Source organism: Elusimicrobiaceae bacterium, assembly GCA_017520185.1.
Lineage (GTDB): Bacteria > Elusimicrobiota > Elusimicrobia > Elusimicrobiales > Elusimicrobiaceae > Avelusimicrobium.
On the sequence record JAFXGO010000008.1, the window covers coordinates 19,177 to 36,032 of the forward strand.

Annotated in this window: 17 protein-coding genes; 8 read left to right on the forward strand and 9 right to left on the reverse strand. The window is 38.6% G+C overall.

Annotated features, from left to right (window positions below):
• Window positions 1–612 carry a DUF4391 domain-containing protein gene (locus tag IKL48_00675; protein MBR3603201.1) on the reverse strand — a complete coding sequence of 204 codons (612 nt, stop codon included), beginning with the start codon at window positions 610–612 and terminating at the stop codon, window positions 1–3.
• Between the two features lie 44 nt (window positions 613–656).
• Window positions 657–3,662 carry a DEAD/DEAH box helicase family protein gene (locus tag IKL48_00680; protein ID MBR3603202.1) on the reverse strand — a complete coding sequence of 1,002 codons (3,006 nt, stop codon included), beginning with the start codon at window positions 3,660–3,662 and terminating at the stop codon, window positions 657–659.
• A gap of 977 nt (window positions 3,663–4,639) precedes the next feature.
• Here IKL48_00680 and IKL48_00685 point away from each other — a divergent pair.
• The 3 genes from IKL48_00685 to IKL48_00695 all read left to right on the forward strand — a co-directional run bounded on the left by IKL48_00685 (window position 4,640) and on the right by IKL48_00695 (window position 6,341).
• On the forward strand, window positions 4,640–5,716 hold the full coding sequence (locus IKL48_00685) for a hypothetical protein (protein ID MBR3603203.1): 1,077 nt from the start codon (window positions 4,640–4,642) through the stop codon (window positions 5,714–5,716).
• Between the two features lie 23 nt (window positions 5,717–5,739).
• Complete coding sequence (locus IKL48_00690) at window positions 5,740–5,931, forward strand: helix-turn-helix transcriptional regulator (GenBank protein ID MBR3603204.1); 192 nt, start codon at window positions 5,740–5,742, stop codon at window positions 5,929–5,931.
• Window positions 5,932–6,128: 197 nt separating this feature from the next.
• A complete protein-coding gene (locus IKL48_00695; GenBank protein ID MBR3603205.1) occupies window positions 6,129–6,341 on the forward strand; it encodes a hypothetical protein in 213 nt (70 codons plus the stop codon).
• A gap of 116 nt (window positions 6,342–6,457) precedes the next feature.
• Here the strand turns inward: IKL48_00695 and IKL48_00700 are convergent, their stop codons facing one another.
• A complete protein-coding gene (locus tag IKL48_00700; GenBank protein MBR3603206.1) occupies window positions 6,458–6,637 on the reverse strand; it encodes a ribbon-helix-helix protein, CopG family in 180 nt (59 codons plus the stop codon).
• 272 nt (window positions 6,638–6,909) lie between these two features.
• Between IKL48_00700 and IKL48_00705 the strand changes: the two genes are divergently transcribed.
• From IKL48_00705 to IKL48_00725, 5 genes are all read left to right on the forward strand, one after another.
• Complete coding sequence (locus IKL48_00705; protein ID MBR3603207.1) at window positions 6,910–7,920, forward strand: site-specific integrase; 1,011 nt, start codon at window positions 6,910–6,912, stop codon at window positions 7,918–7,920.
• A gap of 12 nt (window positions 7,921–7,932) precedes the next feature.
• Window positions 7,933–8,229, forward strand: a complete 297-nt coding sequence (locus IKL48_00710; GenBank protein MBR3603208.1) for a hypothetical protein — start codon at window positions 7,933–7,935, stop codon at window positions 8,227–8,229.
• A gap of 128 nt (window positions 8,230–8,357) precedes the next feature.
• Window positions 8,358–8,924: a type IV toxin-antitoxin system AbiEi family antitoxin domain-containing protein gene (locus IKL48_00715; GenBank protein ID MBR3603209.1), complete on the forward strand. Its 567-nt coding sequence runs from the start codon at window positions 8,358–8,360 to the stop codon at window positions 8,922–8,924.
• Window positions 8,925–8,927: 3 nt separating this feature from the next.
• Window positions 8,928–9,782 (forward strand): nucleotidyl transferase AbiEii/AbiGii toxin family protein, encoded by an 855-nt coding sequence (locus tag IKL48_00720; GenBank protein ID MBR3603210.1) that lies wholly within the window; start codon window positions 8,928–8,930, stop codon window positions 9,780–9,782.
• A gap of 220 nt (window positions 9,783–10,002) precedes the next feature.
• The gene (locus IKL48_00725) at window positions 10,003–11,343 is read left to right on the forward strand and encodes a Na+/H+ antiporter NhaC family protein (protein MBR3603211.1); all 1,341 of its coding nucleotides are present in this window, start codon (window positions 10,003–10,005) and stop codon (window positions 11,341–11,343) included.
• Window positions 11,344–11,373: 30 nt separating this feature from the next.
• On the opposite strand, the gene IKL48_00730 is transcribed toward IKL48_00725, so the two are convergent.
• From IKL48_00730 to IKL48_00755, 6 genes are all read right to left on the reverse strand, one after another.
• A complete protein-coding gene (locus tag IKL48_00730; protein ID MBR3603212.1) occupies window positions 11,374–12,132 on the reverse strand; it encodes a hypothetical protein in 759 nt (252 codons plus the stop codon).
• A gap of 80 nt (window positions 12,133–12,212) precedes the next feature.
• Window positions 12,213–12,656 carry a hypothetical protein gene (locus tag IKL48_00735; GenBank protein ID MBR3603213.1) on the reverse strand — a complete coding sequence of 148 codons (444 nt, stop codon included), beginning with the start codon at window positions 12,654–12,656 and terminating at the stop codon, window positions 12,213–12,215.
• Window positions 12,657–12,788: 132 nt separating this feature from the next.
• On the reverse strand, window positions 12,789–13,043 hold the full coding sequence (locus tag IKL48_00740; protein MBR3603214.1) for a hypothetical protein: 255 nt from the start codon (window positions 13,041–13,043) through the stop codon (window positions 12,789–12,791).
• A gap of 92 nt (window positions 13,044–13,135) precedes the next feature.
• Window positions 13,136–14,779 carry a phosphoenolpyruvate carboxykinase gene (locus tag IKL48_00745; protein ID MBR3603215.1) on the reverse strand — a complete coding sequence of 548 codons (1,644 nt, stop codon included), beginning with the start codon at window positions 14,777–14,779 and terminating at the stop codon, window positions 13,136–13,138.
• Window positions 14,780–14,784: 5 nt separating this feature from the next.
• Entirely contained in the window at window positions 14,785–15,969 is a 1,185-nt protein-coding gene (locus tag IKL48_00750) for a pyridoxal phosphate-dependent aminotransferase (GenBank protein MBR3603216.1), read from the reverse strand.
• A 53-nt stretch (window positions 15,970–16,022) separates the two neighbouring features.
• Entirely contained in the window at window positions 16,023–16,853 is an 831-nt protein-coding gene (locus IKL48_00755; protein ID MBR3603217.1) for an Mrp/NBP35 family ATP-binding protein, read from the reverse strand.
• Window positions 16,854–16,856 lie beyond the last annotated feature (3 nt).

Consider the following 16,856-nt stretch of genomic DNA (forward strand, 5'->3'; position numbering starts at 1 on the left):
CTAAATCTCCCTTAAAATCTGTTCTAATTCGCGCACTTTGCTTTTAAGTTCCACTTGGCGATTGTATTGTTTCTCTCTACGGATTTGGGCTTCCAACTTATCAATCTTGACTTGTATTTCCCGTTGCAGGATTGTTTTTTCCACCCGCTCAGCCATTTTTTTGCCATCTTCTAGGGTTAAATTTTCGCCTGCTACTGCCTGCACTAAGTTTTCATACACGTTATCAAGTGTAATTCCCGCAATGGTAAAATTGAGGTCTTCTTTTGTCATCCAAGGTGTATAAAAATAGCGTTTAATGGAGTAATATGCCTTGTTAGAGCCGTCTTTTAACTTGAAGGCTATACCTGCCTTAACTTCGTTATTATGCTCTAAAATAAACAGAATATGATAGGGTAGTTCCTTATCCCATTGCAGTAAAACACGCTCATCTAATTCAGGTTGATTAAGTAGCAAGTGAAAAACTTCTATTTCCGTTACGTATTTTCCTTTGCTAATGTTGAGTGTGTCTTCCGCCAATTTATAAGCCCAATGCACAGATTTTACTTGCTGATTAAATGCTTTGCGGACACTTGGCGTAAAATGTAGTTGTGTGGCTAATTTTTCTTTAGCCACACGCCGATTAAAAAATGTCTGCGAGGGAAAATTAAACATACGCCCTATTTGATGACAAAGAAACAAATAAGTTCAAAGTCATCTAACCCTTTGATGTTTCCTGTAAGGGCCGTTGTCCCGCCAGGAGTAAATAAACTATCAATATCGGACTCTTCTTTTACGTTGATAATGCTTTTAATGGCATCCGATAGAAGTTCCGAATATACCTGCATATTTTTGCCGTCTTGTGTTTCTGTATTGAAGGCTTTACAAAGTTCTTGGTTGGGAAGTGTTTTCCCTTTGCATAAAAGACGCATTTTGTCCAAAATGGATTTGGGGGCTAAGTAATCATAAACTACTTGCCCATTCATATCTACATACACCATATAGAACGGATGTAGGCCGTTCTTTTTATCTATATTGATAGTAGAACTCACATTGCGTAATACATAGACCACGCCAGGAGGACAATCAGCCGTGCTTTGCAAAACAGCGTGTAAGCCGTGTGGGGCAAGTTCAGCATTAGGGTTTTGCTTCATATATTCCAGTAAGTCCAAGCGAAACTCATTTAACCCTAAATCCATAATAGATACGCTTTCGTTTACATCTTCCAAGTCCACTACTTCAGATTGCAAGCGTTCCAGTTGTTTTTTGCGGTATTCCAAATCGCCCTTTTCTTCGGCGTTGATAAGGTCATCGTCCCCCGTTGATGTCATAACAGATATTTTCATACGGGTTTCTACACGACTTTTTAACTGGATATAGTCATCTAATGTTAAATCAGGCCAGAAGTTGACCATCTGGATACGTTCGTTTTTGCTACCAATACGGTCTATACGACCAAAACGCTGAATAATGCGTACAGGGTTCCAGTGAATATCGTAGTTGATCAGGTAGTCGCAATCCTGTAAGTTTTGCCCTTCTGAAATACAGTCCGTAGCAATTAAAATATCAATGTTATTTTCGGTATCTTTGGGGAAAAGTATGTCTCTTTCTTTTGAAATAGGCGAAAATAAAGTCAAAATATGGTTCAAATCACTGCTGACCGCATATTTAGGCAAAGTGGTTTTTGCATTGCCTGTACCCGTTACAAGGGCTGTGTGAATCCCGTATTTTGCTTTTATGCGATGAGCAAGGCTGTTGTATAGGTATTGTGCCGTATCTGCAAAAGCCGTAAAAATGATGATTTTTTTGTTATTGGCATTGATAGGATTATCTATTTTTTCTCTTATTTTCGTAATTAAATCTTGCAGTTTAGAATCGTGCTCTGGGGTGATAGGTTCTAATAATGCGGAAATACGCTTAAGAATTTCCGAGTCGGCTATCAATTCTTTACGCCAGGATTGATAATCCATATCGGCCAAATCTACTTTTACTTTTGAAGCAGAGGCGAATAAATCTTCATTTTGGTCATCAAAATCTAAATCTTCAAGGTCATCAAACTCATCAACCGTATGTTGGGCGCCTTTGGAGTGTTCAAATTGATTTATCGTTTCTATATTATCTTCAATAAAGTTCTGAATACGTCCAACGGTCAGGCGGAAAGATTCTACACTGCTTTCCAAACGTTTAAGCAAATTAATGCTCATTAAGCGTCTTAAGCCTTCCTCCCGTCCTACACGGGTTAGATTCTTGTTAGATTCTATGTATTTATCCATCCGACTGGGATGAATGAATTTGGAAGGGATATAGACCGCCAAAGTAAGAAGGCCTAGCAAGGAGTAAATATTGTTAAAAGATAAGTCTTCACTTTGTAAATCTGTCAGTGTGGAGCGAATAGATAGTGGTTTGTTACGCGTAGGAAATTGCCCTACTTCTGCCATATTGTAATACTTTTGTATATGCTTACGAGAACGAGCGATAGTAACGCTATCTAATACTTCAAAGAAGTCAAAATCTAACATTTTGAGAAGTCTTTCTGTTTTGCGTTCTTCAGCAGGCAATAAGCTCCATTCGTTAAATTTGCTTTGAGCACGAGAAAAAATTGTTTCAATAGAGTGTTCAGTTTTTAACTTTTCGTTGATAATAGCAGGAGTGCCTTCATAGGCTAAGGCTAACTGATTTTTAAGGTCCACAAAGCGATTATTTACAGGGGTAGCGGACAACATTAATACCTTGGTTTTAACTCCAGGGCGTATAACTTGATTGAGTAAACGAGAATATCTGTTTTCTTTGCCATCTTTGCTAATTTGGCCACCATTACGGAAATTGTGGCTTTCATCTATTACAATTAGGTCATAGTTTTCCCAGTAAATGCGAGATAAATCTATGCCATTAGAATGTCCTACAGTACGAGATAAATCCGTGTGATACAATACATCATAATGAAGACGGTCATTGGCGATGGGGTTATTCTTATAATTGGCTTCAAAAGTTGTCCAGTTATTAGATAGTTTTTTAGGACATAAAACTAGGATATTTTTGTTTCTATCGTTATAGTATTTCATTACCGCTAAGGCAGTGAATGTTTTTCCAAGACCCACGCTATCGGCTAAAATACATCCATTGTATGTTTCTAACTTGTTAATAATGGCCAAGGCCGCATCTTTTTGGAAATCATATAGTTTATTCCAAATTTGACTATCTTTAAATTTAATGGCTTCATTGGGGAGAACATCCTCGGAAATATCGTTTAAGAACTCGCGAAAGATATTATATAAAGCAATAAAATACACGTACTGGGCGGGATTCTCTTTATAAGCCGCTGTTATGCTATCTATTACTTGTGCCGTAACATCTTGGAAATGCTCTTCGTCTGCCCAAAGTTGATTGAAATTATCCAAATAACGTTTGCTTGCAGGGTTGTCTATTTTTGTTACTAAATTGGGGAGATTATTTCCCTTTGCTTCTCCTAAGTCTACCGTAGTGAATCCGTGAATTGGAAGGTAGGTTACAGAGTCAGAAGTTGATATATTAATGAAGCCGTTCATAGGTTCATTGCTGTTATTTGACTTGAAAACTACTTTATCTCTTATCCAATTAACACATTCTTGTGCAATGGCTTTTTGGGTCAGCTCATTGCGAAGTTTAATTTCAAATTCAGTGCCGTAAATACTACGTTCGCGAGACAATTGCGGAATATAGAATTCCCTTTGTTCTTTGGGGGCTTTTTCTGTAGAAAATGTGGGTGAGGTGAAAATAAAACGTAGTTCAGAGATATTTTCTAATTTTTGTTTTAAGGTGCGATAAGCATAAATGGAAAAATAAGCCGCGGCAATACTCAGTTTGCTGTCTTTTTTTATCTCTTGTTCTAAATCATCTTTTAACCGTTCATTAACATTATCAATTACTTTCATTATTACCCACCTAATCCTATTATCAGGTGGGAATAAAAACGGCCATTTAAGACGCGTCTCTGATAGTGCCGCAGTCATAAATAGCCGTAGTTCGCATATAAAAATATATGCGAACATTCGGCACCATATACCCAAGGGATCAGCTCGAGTATATGGCGCCTAAACCAGCTATTTTTGGACTATCAGAGAACTTCGTTTGATTGAAGCCCACCCTATTTCTTCAATAGGATTCCAAAAACAGTATTAATTGTATAAGCAGGTTCTATCTCTTAAAACCTGCTGAAAATCGTTATATTCACCTCAAATATAGGGTATATCTTATCATAATACCATATTTGTTCTCCCTTTTGATATGTAGCATTTATTTTTATATTTCCCTTAAATTTTCATCATTTTTTCTCTTTTTTTAGGAAAAATTCTCCTCTGGAAAACAACTTAATAAGACTTTTTCTCTCTCGGTAAACAAATAAGGTTTACATTTATATATTAAGTAGAAAGGAAGAATATGTTTAGACGGTAAAATTGAAATTGGTTTACACTTATACATTAAGTAGAAGGACAAGATAGAAGAATGTAATAAATTTTGTGGAAACTAAAATCATTTCATAATGCCAAACAGAGAGCAAATAACGTTTAAAATTATCTATCTTTCTAAAGAAAAATTAAAAAAGGTTTACACTTGTATATTTGTTGAACACTAAAAGGTTCCCAGAGCAAAAGTCTGGATTTTAACTGAAGAGGTGTCAACAAATATGATTGACCGAATGAAAGGTGGAATTGAACCACAAGATGTAAAAGAAATATGGACAGGAAGTATAGAGTTATTGAAAGAAGACCAAATTATGAATCCGAAAAATAAACCCGTTGTGTATTATCATCGCCAAAAACATCAGTTTGTTTTTGATGTAGCCGTACCTAGATGCTTATTTGGAAATAATCTAGCAGAAGCAACAGATGTAGACTTAGATAAAATTGTGTTGGAAATTCAAAAGGCATTCAGATATAAGGGGTTAGACGTGTCGAAAGAAGCCATCTATAATGCAGGGATTTATTACTTAGAGTACGGCAAGAACATTATTTTACCTATCAATGTGTGCTTGCTTGCCTTGTTTAAGCGGCTAGGGAAATGTTTAACCAAAGGATATAACGAACCCTCTTTTCATCACTATAGAAAAGGCAGAAGGGAAGGGTATAAGGTAGGTATAAGTCTTGAGAGCAAGGATGTGGGATTCTATGACAAAACAACAAAAGAATTGGTAAGCAAAAGTAAGCACAATAATTCGAATAAAGAAGTTTATTGTAATTTGCTACAGAAGCAAAAACAAGTGCTGAGATATGAAGCATCTTTCTATGGGAGTACTTCCGTAAAGAGTAATTTGTCCAAGTTTAAAAAATGCGATGGAAAATTTACTTTACGGGATGTATGGGATAGTAAATTAGCACAGGCCATTCTTGTAAGTGCCTTAAATGAAGTGGTAGATAACCTTCCCCCTGCAGGTCATTCTAAGGAGATGGAACTCAGAGAGATAGCACAGGCAATAGAGCAAGGCGTGTCTGTAAGTGATATTGCCCACTATAAAGGGATGGAAGCATTGGAAAGAAGGCACGGAGCAACCACCATTAAAGAACTGTTTAACCCTATAGCAAAGCGATATGGCGGACAAAGAGCACAGTATGGGCAGTACACCACAGCCAAAGGGAAGCAAGCAGAACTAAGTAAATATTTTAAACCTAGGCGAGAATATTTAATCAAAAAAATCATACGGACGGTTAATAATTTTAAGCCTATTCGGGTAAATGGCAAAACCAATGAACTAATTGAAGGATAATAGAAATATTTAAAGGAGCAACTATGAAAAACTTAATTAAACAACTAGAAGAATACAGACTTAAAAATAGACTTACACAAGAAGAACTAGCCAAATTGTTAGGCGTGTCTTGCGTATCGGTCAATAAATGGCTTAATGAGCATACGAAACCCCAAAAGTTGCAAGTTTACCAAATTGAACAACTGCTAAAGAAACAGGAAGGGAAAGACGAGTAAGGATGTATATTATGTGAGAATAAGTAAGGAAAAATAACAGTAAAGAAAATAGATAGATAGATAAAGTCTTAAGAATACAAGGCAATCTTAACAAAATTACAGGATGTAGGAGAACTGAAAATGAAAAGAAATGAAATTATGTTAAAGAAACTGAAATCTAATAAAAATAGATTATTAGCATTCGAAGGAGATATGAAATGAAAAGAAGGTTAGTAAATGCTAAAGGATTAGCAGAATACATTGGCAGTACAGAAGGAAGTATTAACACGTACAAATGCCAAGGCAAAATTCCAAAACGATGGATAGTGCCTCTAGGAACAAGAGGAGTTCGTTATGATTTGGAAGAAGTCGACAAAAGCATTGAAGATAGCAAATTGTCTTTAGAAAGTATTTTTAAGGTTCAAGCCTAGTGAGATTTATTAAGTGAACGGACAGAGGTGCTTTATCCCTCGTTTTAACATATACAATGAAGTATCCACTCTACACCCGATTTACTTGATAAAGTGGACAAAGTACCTCTAACCAATCATTTAGTAGATTTTTTAGACGGAATATTTAAATACTGTTCTAATGCTTTGCGGATTATCCAAGAAATACTTCGTTCTTGCTCTTCAGAATATTTTGTCAGAGCATCCTGTATTTCCTTGGTAGCCACAAAGGCAATAGTAGGTTTAGATGAATCAGAATTTGATGTTTTATTTATCATATTTGTATTGTACCAAATTTAACTATTGAAAGCTATTGAATATTTAAAGTCAATATGATATATTTAATTATATTGATACATATTGAATAACAATATAAAATCAAACTAATTTGAAAGGTAAATTGAGATGAAAAACCGTAAAATAGTCAAATTAAATCAAAATGAAACGGTATTTATTGATTACCATACCCCTAGTGGAATAAAACGTAGGACATTATTATTGATGGGGTCCCAATTAATATCGTGGGAAATAACATTAAGGAAATTTGAAAATGAGCAAGCATAAAGGTATTAGAATAAATAAAGAAAAAGGAACGATAACCCTGGATTATCGTGATAAACAAAAGAAGAGACATCGTGAGACAATTACAGGAAGTCTTACTTTTGCAAAAGAATTATTAGCAAAGCGTCGAGCGGAAATTGCGGAAGATAAATTTTTTCCAGACCGCCAAAAACAGAAACTGACATTTATGGAAGCGGCAGATAAGTATTGGGCTCTGCATCTATCAAAAAAGAAAAGTGCACTTAAAATGAAATATACGCTTGAATATTTGAAGAAGCAGTTTGGGAATATTCCGTTGGCTAGTATAACGGCAGAAGAAGTTCAGAAATTTTATAACGAACGAATGGCTGAAACAACATCATCCACCGCTAACAGACATTTAACGTTGATGAATGCGATTATCAATAAAATGATAAAACTTAAAATCTACAAAGGTGAAAATCCTTGTGTAGGCGTGGTTAAGGAAAAAGAACAGCCCGCACGTGAAAGATACCTAACCAAAGAGGAAATTAGGGATGTGCTAACTTATGTGCCTGAGCGTTCACAAAATCTGATAGCATTGGCCATATCTACGGGTATGAGACAAGGCGAAATTATGAACCTGGATTGGAAAGATATTGATTTTACAAGTAACATTATCAACGTAGATAAAACAAAATCAGGTAAGAAACGAAGGGTTCCAATGATGGCTTCTTTGAAGAATTTGTTAATGAATATGAATCCTCAAAGAAATGGCAAAATATTTACCCTATCTGTTAAACAAGTGAATTACGACTTTAAGCACGCGTTAGAACAGGCCAAAATTGAAAATTTCCGTTTTCACGATTTAAGACACACATTCGCTAGCCATTTTATGATGAATGGAGGAAATCTTTATACATTGAAAGAGATTTTAGGCCATTCAGACATTCGGATGACTCAGCGGTATGCCCAATTAAGTCCTGATTTTGCAAACGAATCTATAAAACTTCTGAATGATTTAGTTCCAGTTTTAGTGTAAGAGGTTATTACAATGGAAAATCAAACTAATCAAAATACAATTAATGAAAACAATCAAAAAGCAACAAAACAAGAAATAAGGGTTAAACAAATGGAAATGACAATCTACAGTTTCCCTAAAAATACATCCGAGGAAATACAATGTAAAATTGCTGATTATTCGGGCAAGTTATGTTTAGGATTGTATACCTATAAAAAACAACCTAATGGAACTCTAGAACCTACTAATAAAGGTATTTGTATGAAAGTAGAAACTTGGCAGGAATATTTACCTAAAGTATTAAAAGCGGCTCAAAATGCTCTAGAATAGCCTTGCTTAACCCGATTATTGGAAATCCTACACATAGTCTGCTAAAAGTTATGTGTAGGCATTTTTTTTGCTAATCTACACAAAAAAGTATTAGAATATGTGTAGATTTGAAAATAGGTGTTTGGGAAATGGAACAACTAATTGGATATTTTACGACTAAACAACTTATACAGAAAGGACTTACTACATACAAGATTCGCTCTTTGTGTGCACAGGAGATATTGCTTAAAATCAAAAAAGGTCTTTACCGAAATACAGAAATGTTCTACCAAGACCAAAGTTTTCTGGACGTATGTCAGGCAATTCCAACGGCTGTTGTTACCAGTTATTCCGCCTTGTCCTATTACGGACTTACTACCTTTATACCACAAGAAGTTTTTATTTGTATTCCCCAGAACCGAAAAATTACGAAAATAGATTATCCGCCTACTGTTCAGTACCGCAGGGATGTTGCTCTATTTAAAGAGCATATTGTTACAGAGAGACGAGATAAATATTCTTTTCGCATTTATGATATGGAAAAAGTAGTTTGCGATACCATCAAAAATCGCAAAACTATGGGAATGGACACGGTAAAAGAGGTTTTGCGAGAATACCTAAAACACAAAGATAATAATTTACTGAAACTCTATGAAACCGCTAAAAAATGTAAAGTATTTGATGTCCTAGATGAATTCCTAACGGTAATGAGGTAAATTATGCGACAAATTACAAATTTTGGGGCTTCAAACTTTAGAAAACTGTTACACCAGGCCAAAATCAATAAATTGGATTTTAATACATTACTAAAACGTTATCTGCAGGAACGTTTCTTGTATCGATTATCCAAAAGTGCTTACAAAGATAATTTCATCTTGAAAGGCGGATTGTTGCTTGTTACTATTGATGTGCCTGCTTCCCGCCCAACAATGGATATTGATTTATTGACCCAGAAACTAAGTAGTAGCAAGATAAAAGAGGTCTTTAAAGAGATTTTGGCTATACAGTACCAAGATGGTGTAACCTTTGATGGGGATTCTTTGCAAAGTGAACTTATCACCAAAGATGGGGCTTATCACGGTACGCGTCTTAAATTTAAAGCATATTTCAATGGAAGCAAGAATGATATGAGTATTGATTTGGGCTTGGGTGATGTGGTAGTCAATCCGCGTACTATTACTTTTCCTACTATTTTGAATGAAGATGCCCCTATTTTGACGGCGTATTCGCTAGAAACAATTATAGCGGAGAAAATGGAAGCGATGGCAAAATTATTACACGCCAACAGTCGTATGAAGGATTTTTATGATGTGTATACAATTCTTCATACCTATTCTTTGTCAGAAGAGTCCTTAATACAGGCTATTAACATCACTTTTAAAAACCGCCAAACTTCTTTAGAGAAATTACGAGCGGTATTAACACCTAATTTCTATAATTTAGATATAAAACAACCTCAATGGGAGGGATTTTTAAAAAAGAATAAAATTACTCAAGTTCCTGCAGAATTTAGTCAGGTTATAGCAGATATTGCCTTAAATCTGCCTAAAACTTTTATTAAAGAGGAAAAATAGCCCATTTTAGAAAAAATGGACACTTTTTGGACGCTTGGAAGTTTGAATTTTGTATCCGATACAATTTCCCGACGAGAAATTAAGTAAAAAGGGAAACGTGTCGTCAGCCTGCGGAGCTGAAGATACAAGTTCGATTCCTGTTGGGCGCACCATATAAACCCCTCTAAAAAGAGGGGTTTTTTTAAATTATCTGCCACGCAGAATTTAGTAGAGGAAAGTTATGGATCCACTCAGCACCTTACCAATAAAACACACCAAACCTAATGCCTGGGCACTTTTGCCTTTGTGGGTATTTTTAATTTCTTATGTGGTCGTTTCTGTTATAGCTGGTGACTTTTACAAAATGCCCATTACGGTGGCTTTTGTCATCGCCTCTGTAGTTGCTGTCGTCACGTCCAAAGGCAAAGATCTGACCACTAAAATTGAATCCTTTTGTAAAGGGGCGGCCGATGCCAACATTATGCTCATGGTTCTCATTTTTATTTTGGCCGGAGCCTTTGCCCAAACGACCAAAGCAATGGGAGCAGTGGAAAGTACGGTAAATTTAACTTTGTGGATTCTTCCACAATCATTGTTGCTTCCCGGCTTATTTTTAGCTGCCTGTTTCGTGTCTATATCCGTAGGGACCTCTGTAGGAACAATCGTGGCCTTGACCCCTGTAGCGGCCGGTATTGCCGCCAAAACGGGTATGCCTCCTGCTCTTATGACAGCGGCCGTAGTCAGCGGTGCTATGTTTGGAGACAACCTCTCTTTCATTTCCGACACTACTATCGTTGCCACTCGCACACAAGGTTGCCGCATGAAAGATAAGTTTCGCACTAACTTTCGCATTGTTCTTCCTTTTGCCATTCTGACGGTTGTTTTGTACTTTTTGATCGGGCAAACGGATGGGGTTCCCTATCAAGTAGGAAAAGTAAATTGGATACATGTTTTGCCCTATTTAGCCGTCTTAGGGGCCGCCGTAGCCGGTGTTCACGTAATGACCGTACTGCTGGGCGGAACTATTTTGGCAGGTATTATCGGCTTATTAACAGGTGACTTTACGATGTGGGGTTGGACCGGATCTATGGGGACAGGCATTACGGGCATGGGTGAGTTGATTGTCGTCACCATTTTAGCAGGCGGTATGTTGGAGATGATTCGCTTAAACGGTGGTTTTGACTGGATTATCCAAAAAATGACCGCACACACTAATTCTGTCAGAGGGGCAGAACTTTCTATTGCCGGTCTTGTCAGCTTTGCTAATCTCTGCACTGCCAACAACACTATTGCTCTTATCATGGCAGGCCCGATTGCCAAAGAAATAGCCACCCGCTTTAAAATTCCGGCTAACAGAAGTGCTAGTATTTTGGATATTTTCTCCTGTTTTGTACAAGGGGCCATTCCGTATGGAGCGCAACTTTTAATGGCAGCAGGACTGTCCAAACTTTCCCCCATCGATATTATGCAATACCTTTATTACCCGTATTTGTTGGGAATAGGCGCTCTGTTGGCCATTTGGTTTGGATATCCTCGTAAAAAGAATAAAAAATCCGATAAGAAAAAAGAATCTGTCGCTTAAAAAAATCCCCCGAATTTCGGGGGATTTTTTTTACAAATGAAGCACTTTAAATCCAATACTTACCGTCCAATCCGAAGCCGGTAAATTTCCCCCCACTTTTCCTCCGCCACGCAAATAAACAGAGGCACCGGGATTAATCATAGTACCTATTTCTGCTTCAGGAGTAAAATTGGCTCGTGCGGAATTTTCATAATCGATGGTATAACGAGGGTCTATCATAACCCACCATTGATTATCCGACAAATAGCCCACAATGGCTCTAAAACGGCCCTTATCAATATCTGCTCTATGTCCGTCCCCAATTGTAGACCAATATTGCTTATAGCCCGCTGCAAAAAAGAAATTGCTTTGCGGCATATATACGGTATAGATGGACGGACTAAACTGCAGTTTGCCCGTTCCGAGCAAATCATCGGTAGCCGTTGGGAAAACGAACTCAAAGGTTGTTCCAAAAGACCATGCCCCATATACATATTGGGTAGCCGTCAAAGCCAGAGAAACATCCCCCAAACCATTTTTACTTTTATCGGCAGATTCATAACGAGCCAAAGGTACTTCCAGACCAATATTTAAATGTTTATTTAAAACAAAGCCCGTTTTAAATGTCATTTTGCTAACAGATGTACCGCCTGAATTTTCCAGCACTTCCAAAGATGGGTTAAACTCCAAAGACGTGACGTTTTCGGTTGGTACTACATCATGAATGATATAGTTTTTCTGCAGTTGGGCAAAACTGACTTGCGTCATACAAATCAGCATTGCTGCCGTTATTATTGTTTTCTTAAACATAACTCCCCCCTTTTTTATTACTGAATTATCTTTACGATACTAGATTAAATAAAATTAGGGAAGTCTAAAAAAAGATTAGATTAACCACGAATTTCTTTGCGCAGAAGAATGATTTGTTTTTCTAAATAATTATGAGCCTCTTGGCTTAAGTCCGTATTTTTACCAGACATAATATCGGCAGACAGAGCCTGTTCATAACAGTCCAAAGCGCGCTTCACATCGCGCACTGTTCCGGCGGCAAAGTTATACATATCTCCCATCAATAGCCAGACGGCAGGGTCTTTTTTATGAGCTGCCAAAATACACACCCATTTAAAAATAACAGGATAATATTTTTTATCATGATCTTTGTAATACAAATCTGCCAAACGGTACATCGCGCCTAAATCTCCTGTTTTGGCACGAGATTCTAATTCTTTATATTTTTGTCTTTTAGCTTGTGGAGAGATCGGATGTCTAAGCCACAACCCCCACCCCAAACAACAAACAAAAATGAAGAAAAAGATAAAAAATATACTGGACATAAAATCAGTATAGATTATTTTGAGAAGAAAATAAAATAATTTCAAGATTCTTTTTTATTACTTTTAAAAATCAATTCTCTTAAACAAAAAACCCGCCTTTGACAGGCGGGTTTCTATTTCACAAAAGCAAAACTATTTTACGTTTTTGGAAATATATTTGCTCATGTCAAACATGCTGATTTGTTTTTCGCCTTCAAAAATAGCGGCTAATTTGTCATCAGAGTTGATCATGCGTTTATTTTTTTGATCTTGCAAACCATTCTTTTTAATGTATTCCCACATTTTTTTCACGATTTCAGTTCTCGGAAGCGGGGTAGCACCTACCACAGCAGCGAGTTCGGCACTGGGGGTTAACGGGGCCATAAATTTTGCATTAGCTTTAGCCATATGTAAATTCTCCTGTAATAAAGGTATATATTATTCTAGTAAATTATGCATGTAATTGTAAGAGGGATTTCTCCCTCTTACAATCAAAACATTTATTTACCGCAGCCGCAGCAGCATTCTTCAGCTACTTTCGGAGCGGCGGCCAATACTTCTTTGGATACGCCGTCGGCATATTTTTTGAAGTTTTCCACGAAAGATTTAGCCAATTCTTGGTATTTCTTCATGTAGGCTTCTTTATCAGACCACAAGTTCATCGGGTTCAAAATTTCGGCCGGTACGCCTTCGCATTCCGTCGGGATTTGGAAACCGAACACAGGGTCGGTAATGAAGTTCACTTTGGCCAATTTGCCGTCTAAAGCAGCATTGAGCAAGGTGCGGGTATATTTGATGCTGATGCGGTTGCCTACGCCATAAGGACCACCGATCCAACCGGTGTTTACGAGCCAGCAATCCACATTATGTTCTTGAATTTTCTTTTTCAAGAGTTGAGCATAGGTATCCGGATGCAAGGGCATGAACGGACCGCCGAAGCAGGTGCTGAAGGTGCTTTGGGGTTCTTTAATACCTTTTTCAGTACCGGCTACTTTGGCGGTATAACCGCTGATGAAGTGGTACAAGGCTTGATCGGCGCTGAGTTTGGAAATCGGCGGCATAACACCGAAAGCATCACAGGTCAAGAAGATGATGTTTTTCGGGTGGTCGGCACGTTCGCTTTCTACAGCATTGCTGATGAAGTTAAGCGGATAGCAAGCGCGGGTATTTTCGGTTAAAGAACCGTCATCTAAATCCAATTTACCGGTTTCGGCATCAAATACTACGTTTTCAAGTACCGTACCAAAGCGGTGAGTGGTGGAGTAGATTTGCGGTTCGGCTTCGGCATTGAGTTTGATTACTTTAGCATAGCAGCCGCCTTCAAAGTTGAAGATACCGGTTTCGTCCCAACCGTGTTCATCGTCACCGATAAGTCCGCGGGACACATCAGCAGACAGGGTGGTTTTACCCGTACCGGACAAACCGAAGAATACGGCACTGTCTCCTTTCGGGCCGACGTTGGCAGAGCAGTGCATGGTCATAATGCCTTTTTGAGGCAAGAGATAGTTCATAACGGTGAACAAAGCTTTTTTGTTTTCACCACCGTATTCGCTGCCGATTACCAAAACCATTTTCTTTTCAAAGTTGATTAAAATGGCGGTTTCGGAGTTGGTACCGTCGGTAGCCGGATCAGCTTTCATTTTGGGCAAGCAGATCAAGGTAAATTCCGGCACAAAGTCTTTGAGTTCTTCTTTTTTCGGCTCAATGAACATGTTTTTAACAAACAAGTTCGTCCATGCACATTCGGTGATGGCGCGTACTTTCAAGCGAGAAGCTTCGCTGGAGCCTACATAAGCGTCACGAGCAAACAAATCTTTATCTTCTACGTATTTTTGAGCTTTGGCGAACAAAATGTCCCAATATTTCGGCTCAATACCTACGTTGCCTTTGCTGAACCAAAGTTTTCCTTCTACGTCAGCGGTTTTGACAAAGAAACGATCGTTGGGGCTGCGACCGGTGTGTTTGCCGGTGCTTACGCACAAAGGACCGCCGTAAACGACGTTGCCTTCTTCACGTTTGATGGCTTCTTCGTACAAGGCCGGAGTGGAATAGTTCCAATACACGGTCTTGCTGGTTTTCAGGCCGGCATTTTCCAGCCCATATTCCGGTTTAAAAAAATCCGGTTTAGCATTTTTTGTATTCATAGTGTTTAGTTTTCCTTGAACGACAGATTTTCAAGTGCCTTTTTGATCCTTCTGACCCCCTCCACAATACTGTCTTGGGAGGCGCAAAAACTAATGCGCAAATGTCCATCTACACCGAAGGCAGCTCCGGGCACTACAGCTACCAAAGCCTTCTCCAACAGATACTGAGCCAGTGCCTGAGAATCCGGATTATAATAGCTAAAATCGGCAAACGAATAGAATGTACCCTGCGGTTGGTAAATGTGCAAATGCGGGATTTGCGCCAATTCAGCCAACAATACATCTCTATTACGTTGCAATAAAGAACACAACTCTTTAATGCAACCTTGATCTCCCAACAAAGCAGCCGTTGCGGCTACTTCAGACAAATCACTGTTGCAAGAGGTGCTTTGAGCCTGCATACGGCCCATCGCACTAATTAAAGATTTATTTTCCGACACTGCCCACCCAATACGCAGCCCCGTCAAGCCATATAATTTGGACACGCCGTTGGCAATTACCAAATTTTGGCCGTTGGTGCTGTATTTATAAGGATTCGGGCAGGTTTTTCCATCGAAAACGAGTTTATGATAAATATCGTCCATCAACAGGAAGATATTTCTTTGCTCCGCCAACTCTATCACAGCCTTTACGAAAGACTCGTCAAAAATCAAGCCGGAGGGATTATTGGGACTGTTAAGCAAAATGGCTTTTGTTTTGTCGGTAATGGCTGCTTGGATTTGTTCAAAACAAACTTGCAAAGAACCTTGCGCCGGACGAACGATGACCGGTGTTGCTCCGGCCATTTTGACCATTTCCGGATAACTTACCCAATACGGAGCAGGGAAAAGCACTTCATCCCCCTCCTTTACGGCGGCTAAGAGGAAATTAAAAAGGGCTTGCTTGGCACCGGCCGAAATAATAATATTTTCGGCGGAGACCTTTTTTCCGTAGTTTTCCAACGTATATTTAATCACCGCTTCTTTCAGTTCGGGTGTACCGGAAGACGGCGTATATTTAATCCGACGAGACTTCGCCTTTTCTATCAGCGCATCTACCGCTGCTTGCGGAGCAGGAAATACAGGCTCTCCACCGCCTAAGTGAATGAGCGGTTTGCCTTCTTTTTTCAAAGCCCTTGCCAAAGCATTAATCTTTAGTGTGGGTGAATCTCCTATATTTTGCGCTCTTTTACTAAGTGTTAGATCTGACATACGAAAAAACTCCTTATAGATATTCTAACATTTAATTTCACTCAAGACTACCCTTACTTTTGAATTTTTTCCAATACAACCAACAATTCGTTTAGCTGTGGCAAACTAAGCCCTTCTATTCCGCCGCGATCGGCCGCTGCTGCAATATCCGGACTTAAGGGCAAACGAGCCGTAGCCGGTATAGCATATTTTTCGGCCGTTTCTTTTACACGACTTTGACCAAAAATCTCATGTTCCTTGCCACAGTCGGGACAAGTGAAATAACTCATATTTTCTACTAAACCGGAAATGGAAAGATTCATCATTTTGGCCATTTTAACCGCTTTTTCCACAATCATTCCCACCAATTCTTGCGGAGAAGTCACAAAAACAATTCCGTCTACAGGTAAACTTTGGAAAACCGTTAAGGTCACATCACCCGTACCCGGCGGCATATCCACAAATAAAACATCTACATTGTCCCAAATTACTTCCGTCCAAAATTGTTTCACTGTACCGGTGATAAGAGGCCCTCTCCAAATGACAGGGTCTGTTTCATTATCCAACAATAAGTTCAAAGACATCAGTTGTACACCTGATTTGCTAAGCACCGGATAGACACCGCTTTGATCACCTTGAGCACGCTCAGTGACACCAAACATTTTGGGGATAGACGGACCGGTAATATCGGCATCCAAAACACCTACATTTAATCCTTTTTTCTGAGCCGCAGATGCTAAAAGAGCCGTCACCATAGATTTACCCACCCCGCCTTTACCGCTGCAGACGGCAATCACTTTTTTCACGCGGGCATGCGGATTTAATTTTTCCAACAAACTTTGAGGTTCTTTTCTCTCTCCACAATTTTGACTGCAAGAAGCACAATCATGAGTACATTCAGCCATTGT

Excerpts from the sequence above, each read along its gene's own strand:
- IKL48_00685 (MBR3603203.1), top strand. The coding sequence starts at position 4,640 with ATGATTGACCGAATGAAAGGTGGAATTGAACCACAAGATGTAAAAGAA.
- IKL48_00690 (MBR3603204.1), top strand. The coding sequence starts at position 5,740 with ATGAAAAACTTAATTAAACAACTAGAAGAATACAGACTTAAAAATAGA.
- IKL48_00695 (MBR3603205.1), top strand. The coding sequence starts at position 6,129 with ATGAAAAGAAGGTTAGTAAATGCTAAAGGATTAGCAGAATACATTGGC.
- IKL48_00700 (MBR3603206.1), bottom strand. The coding sequence starts at position 6,637 with ATGATAAATAAAACATCAAATTCTGATTCATCTAAACCTACTATTGCC.
- IKL48_00705 (MBR3603207.1), top strand. The coding sequence starts at position 6,910 with ATGAGCAAGCATAAAGGTATTAGAATAAATAAAGAAAAAGGAACGATA.
- IKL48_00710 (MBR3603208.1), top strand. The coding sequence starts at position 7,933 with ATGGAAAATCAAACTAATCAAAATACAATTAATGAAAACAATCAAAAA.
- IKL48_00715 (MBR3603209.1), top strand. The coding sequence starts at position 8,358 with ATGGAACAACTAATTGGATATTTTACGACTAAACAACTTATACAGAAA.
- IKL48_00720 (MBR3603210.1), top strand. The coding sequence starts at position 8,928 with ATGCGACAAATTACAAATTTTGGGGCTTCAAACTTTAGAAAACTGTTA.
- IKL48_00725 (MBR3603211.1), top strand. The coding sequence starts at position 10,003 with ATGGATCCACTCAGCACCTTACCAATAAAACACACCAAACCTAATGCC.
- IKL48_00730 (MBR3603212.1), bottom strand. The coding sequence starts at position 12,132 with ATGTTTAAGAAAACAATAATAACGGCAGCAATGCTGATTTGTATGACG.
- IKL48_00735 (MBR3603213.1), bottom strand. The coding sequence starts at position 12,656 with ATGTCCAGTATATTTTTTATCTTTTTCTTCATTTTTGTTTGTTGTTTG.
- IKL48_00740 (MBR3603214.1), bottom strand. The coding sequence starts at position 13,043 with ATGGCTAAAGCTAATGCAAAATTTATGGCCCCGTTAACCCCCAGTGCC.
- IKL48_00745 (MBR3603215.1), bottom strand. The coding sequence starts at position 14,779 with ATGAATACAAAAAATGCTAAACCGGATTTTTTTAAACCGGAATATGGG.
- IKL48_00750 (MBR3603216.1), bottom strand. The coding sequence starts at position 15,969 with ATGTCAGATCTAACACTTAGTAAAAGAGCGCAAAATATAGGAGATTCA.
- IKL48_00755 (MBR3603217.1), bottom strand. The coding sequence starts at position 16,853 with ATGGCTGAATGTACTCATGATTGTGCTTCTTGCAGTCAAAATTGTGGA.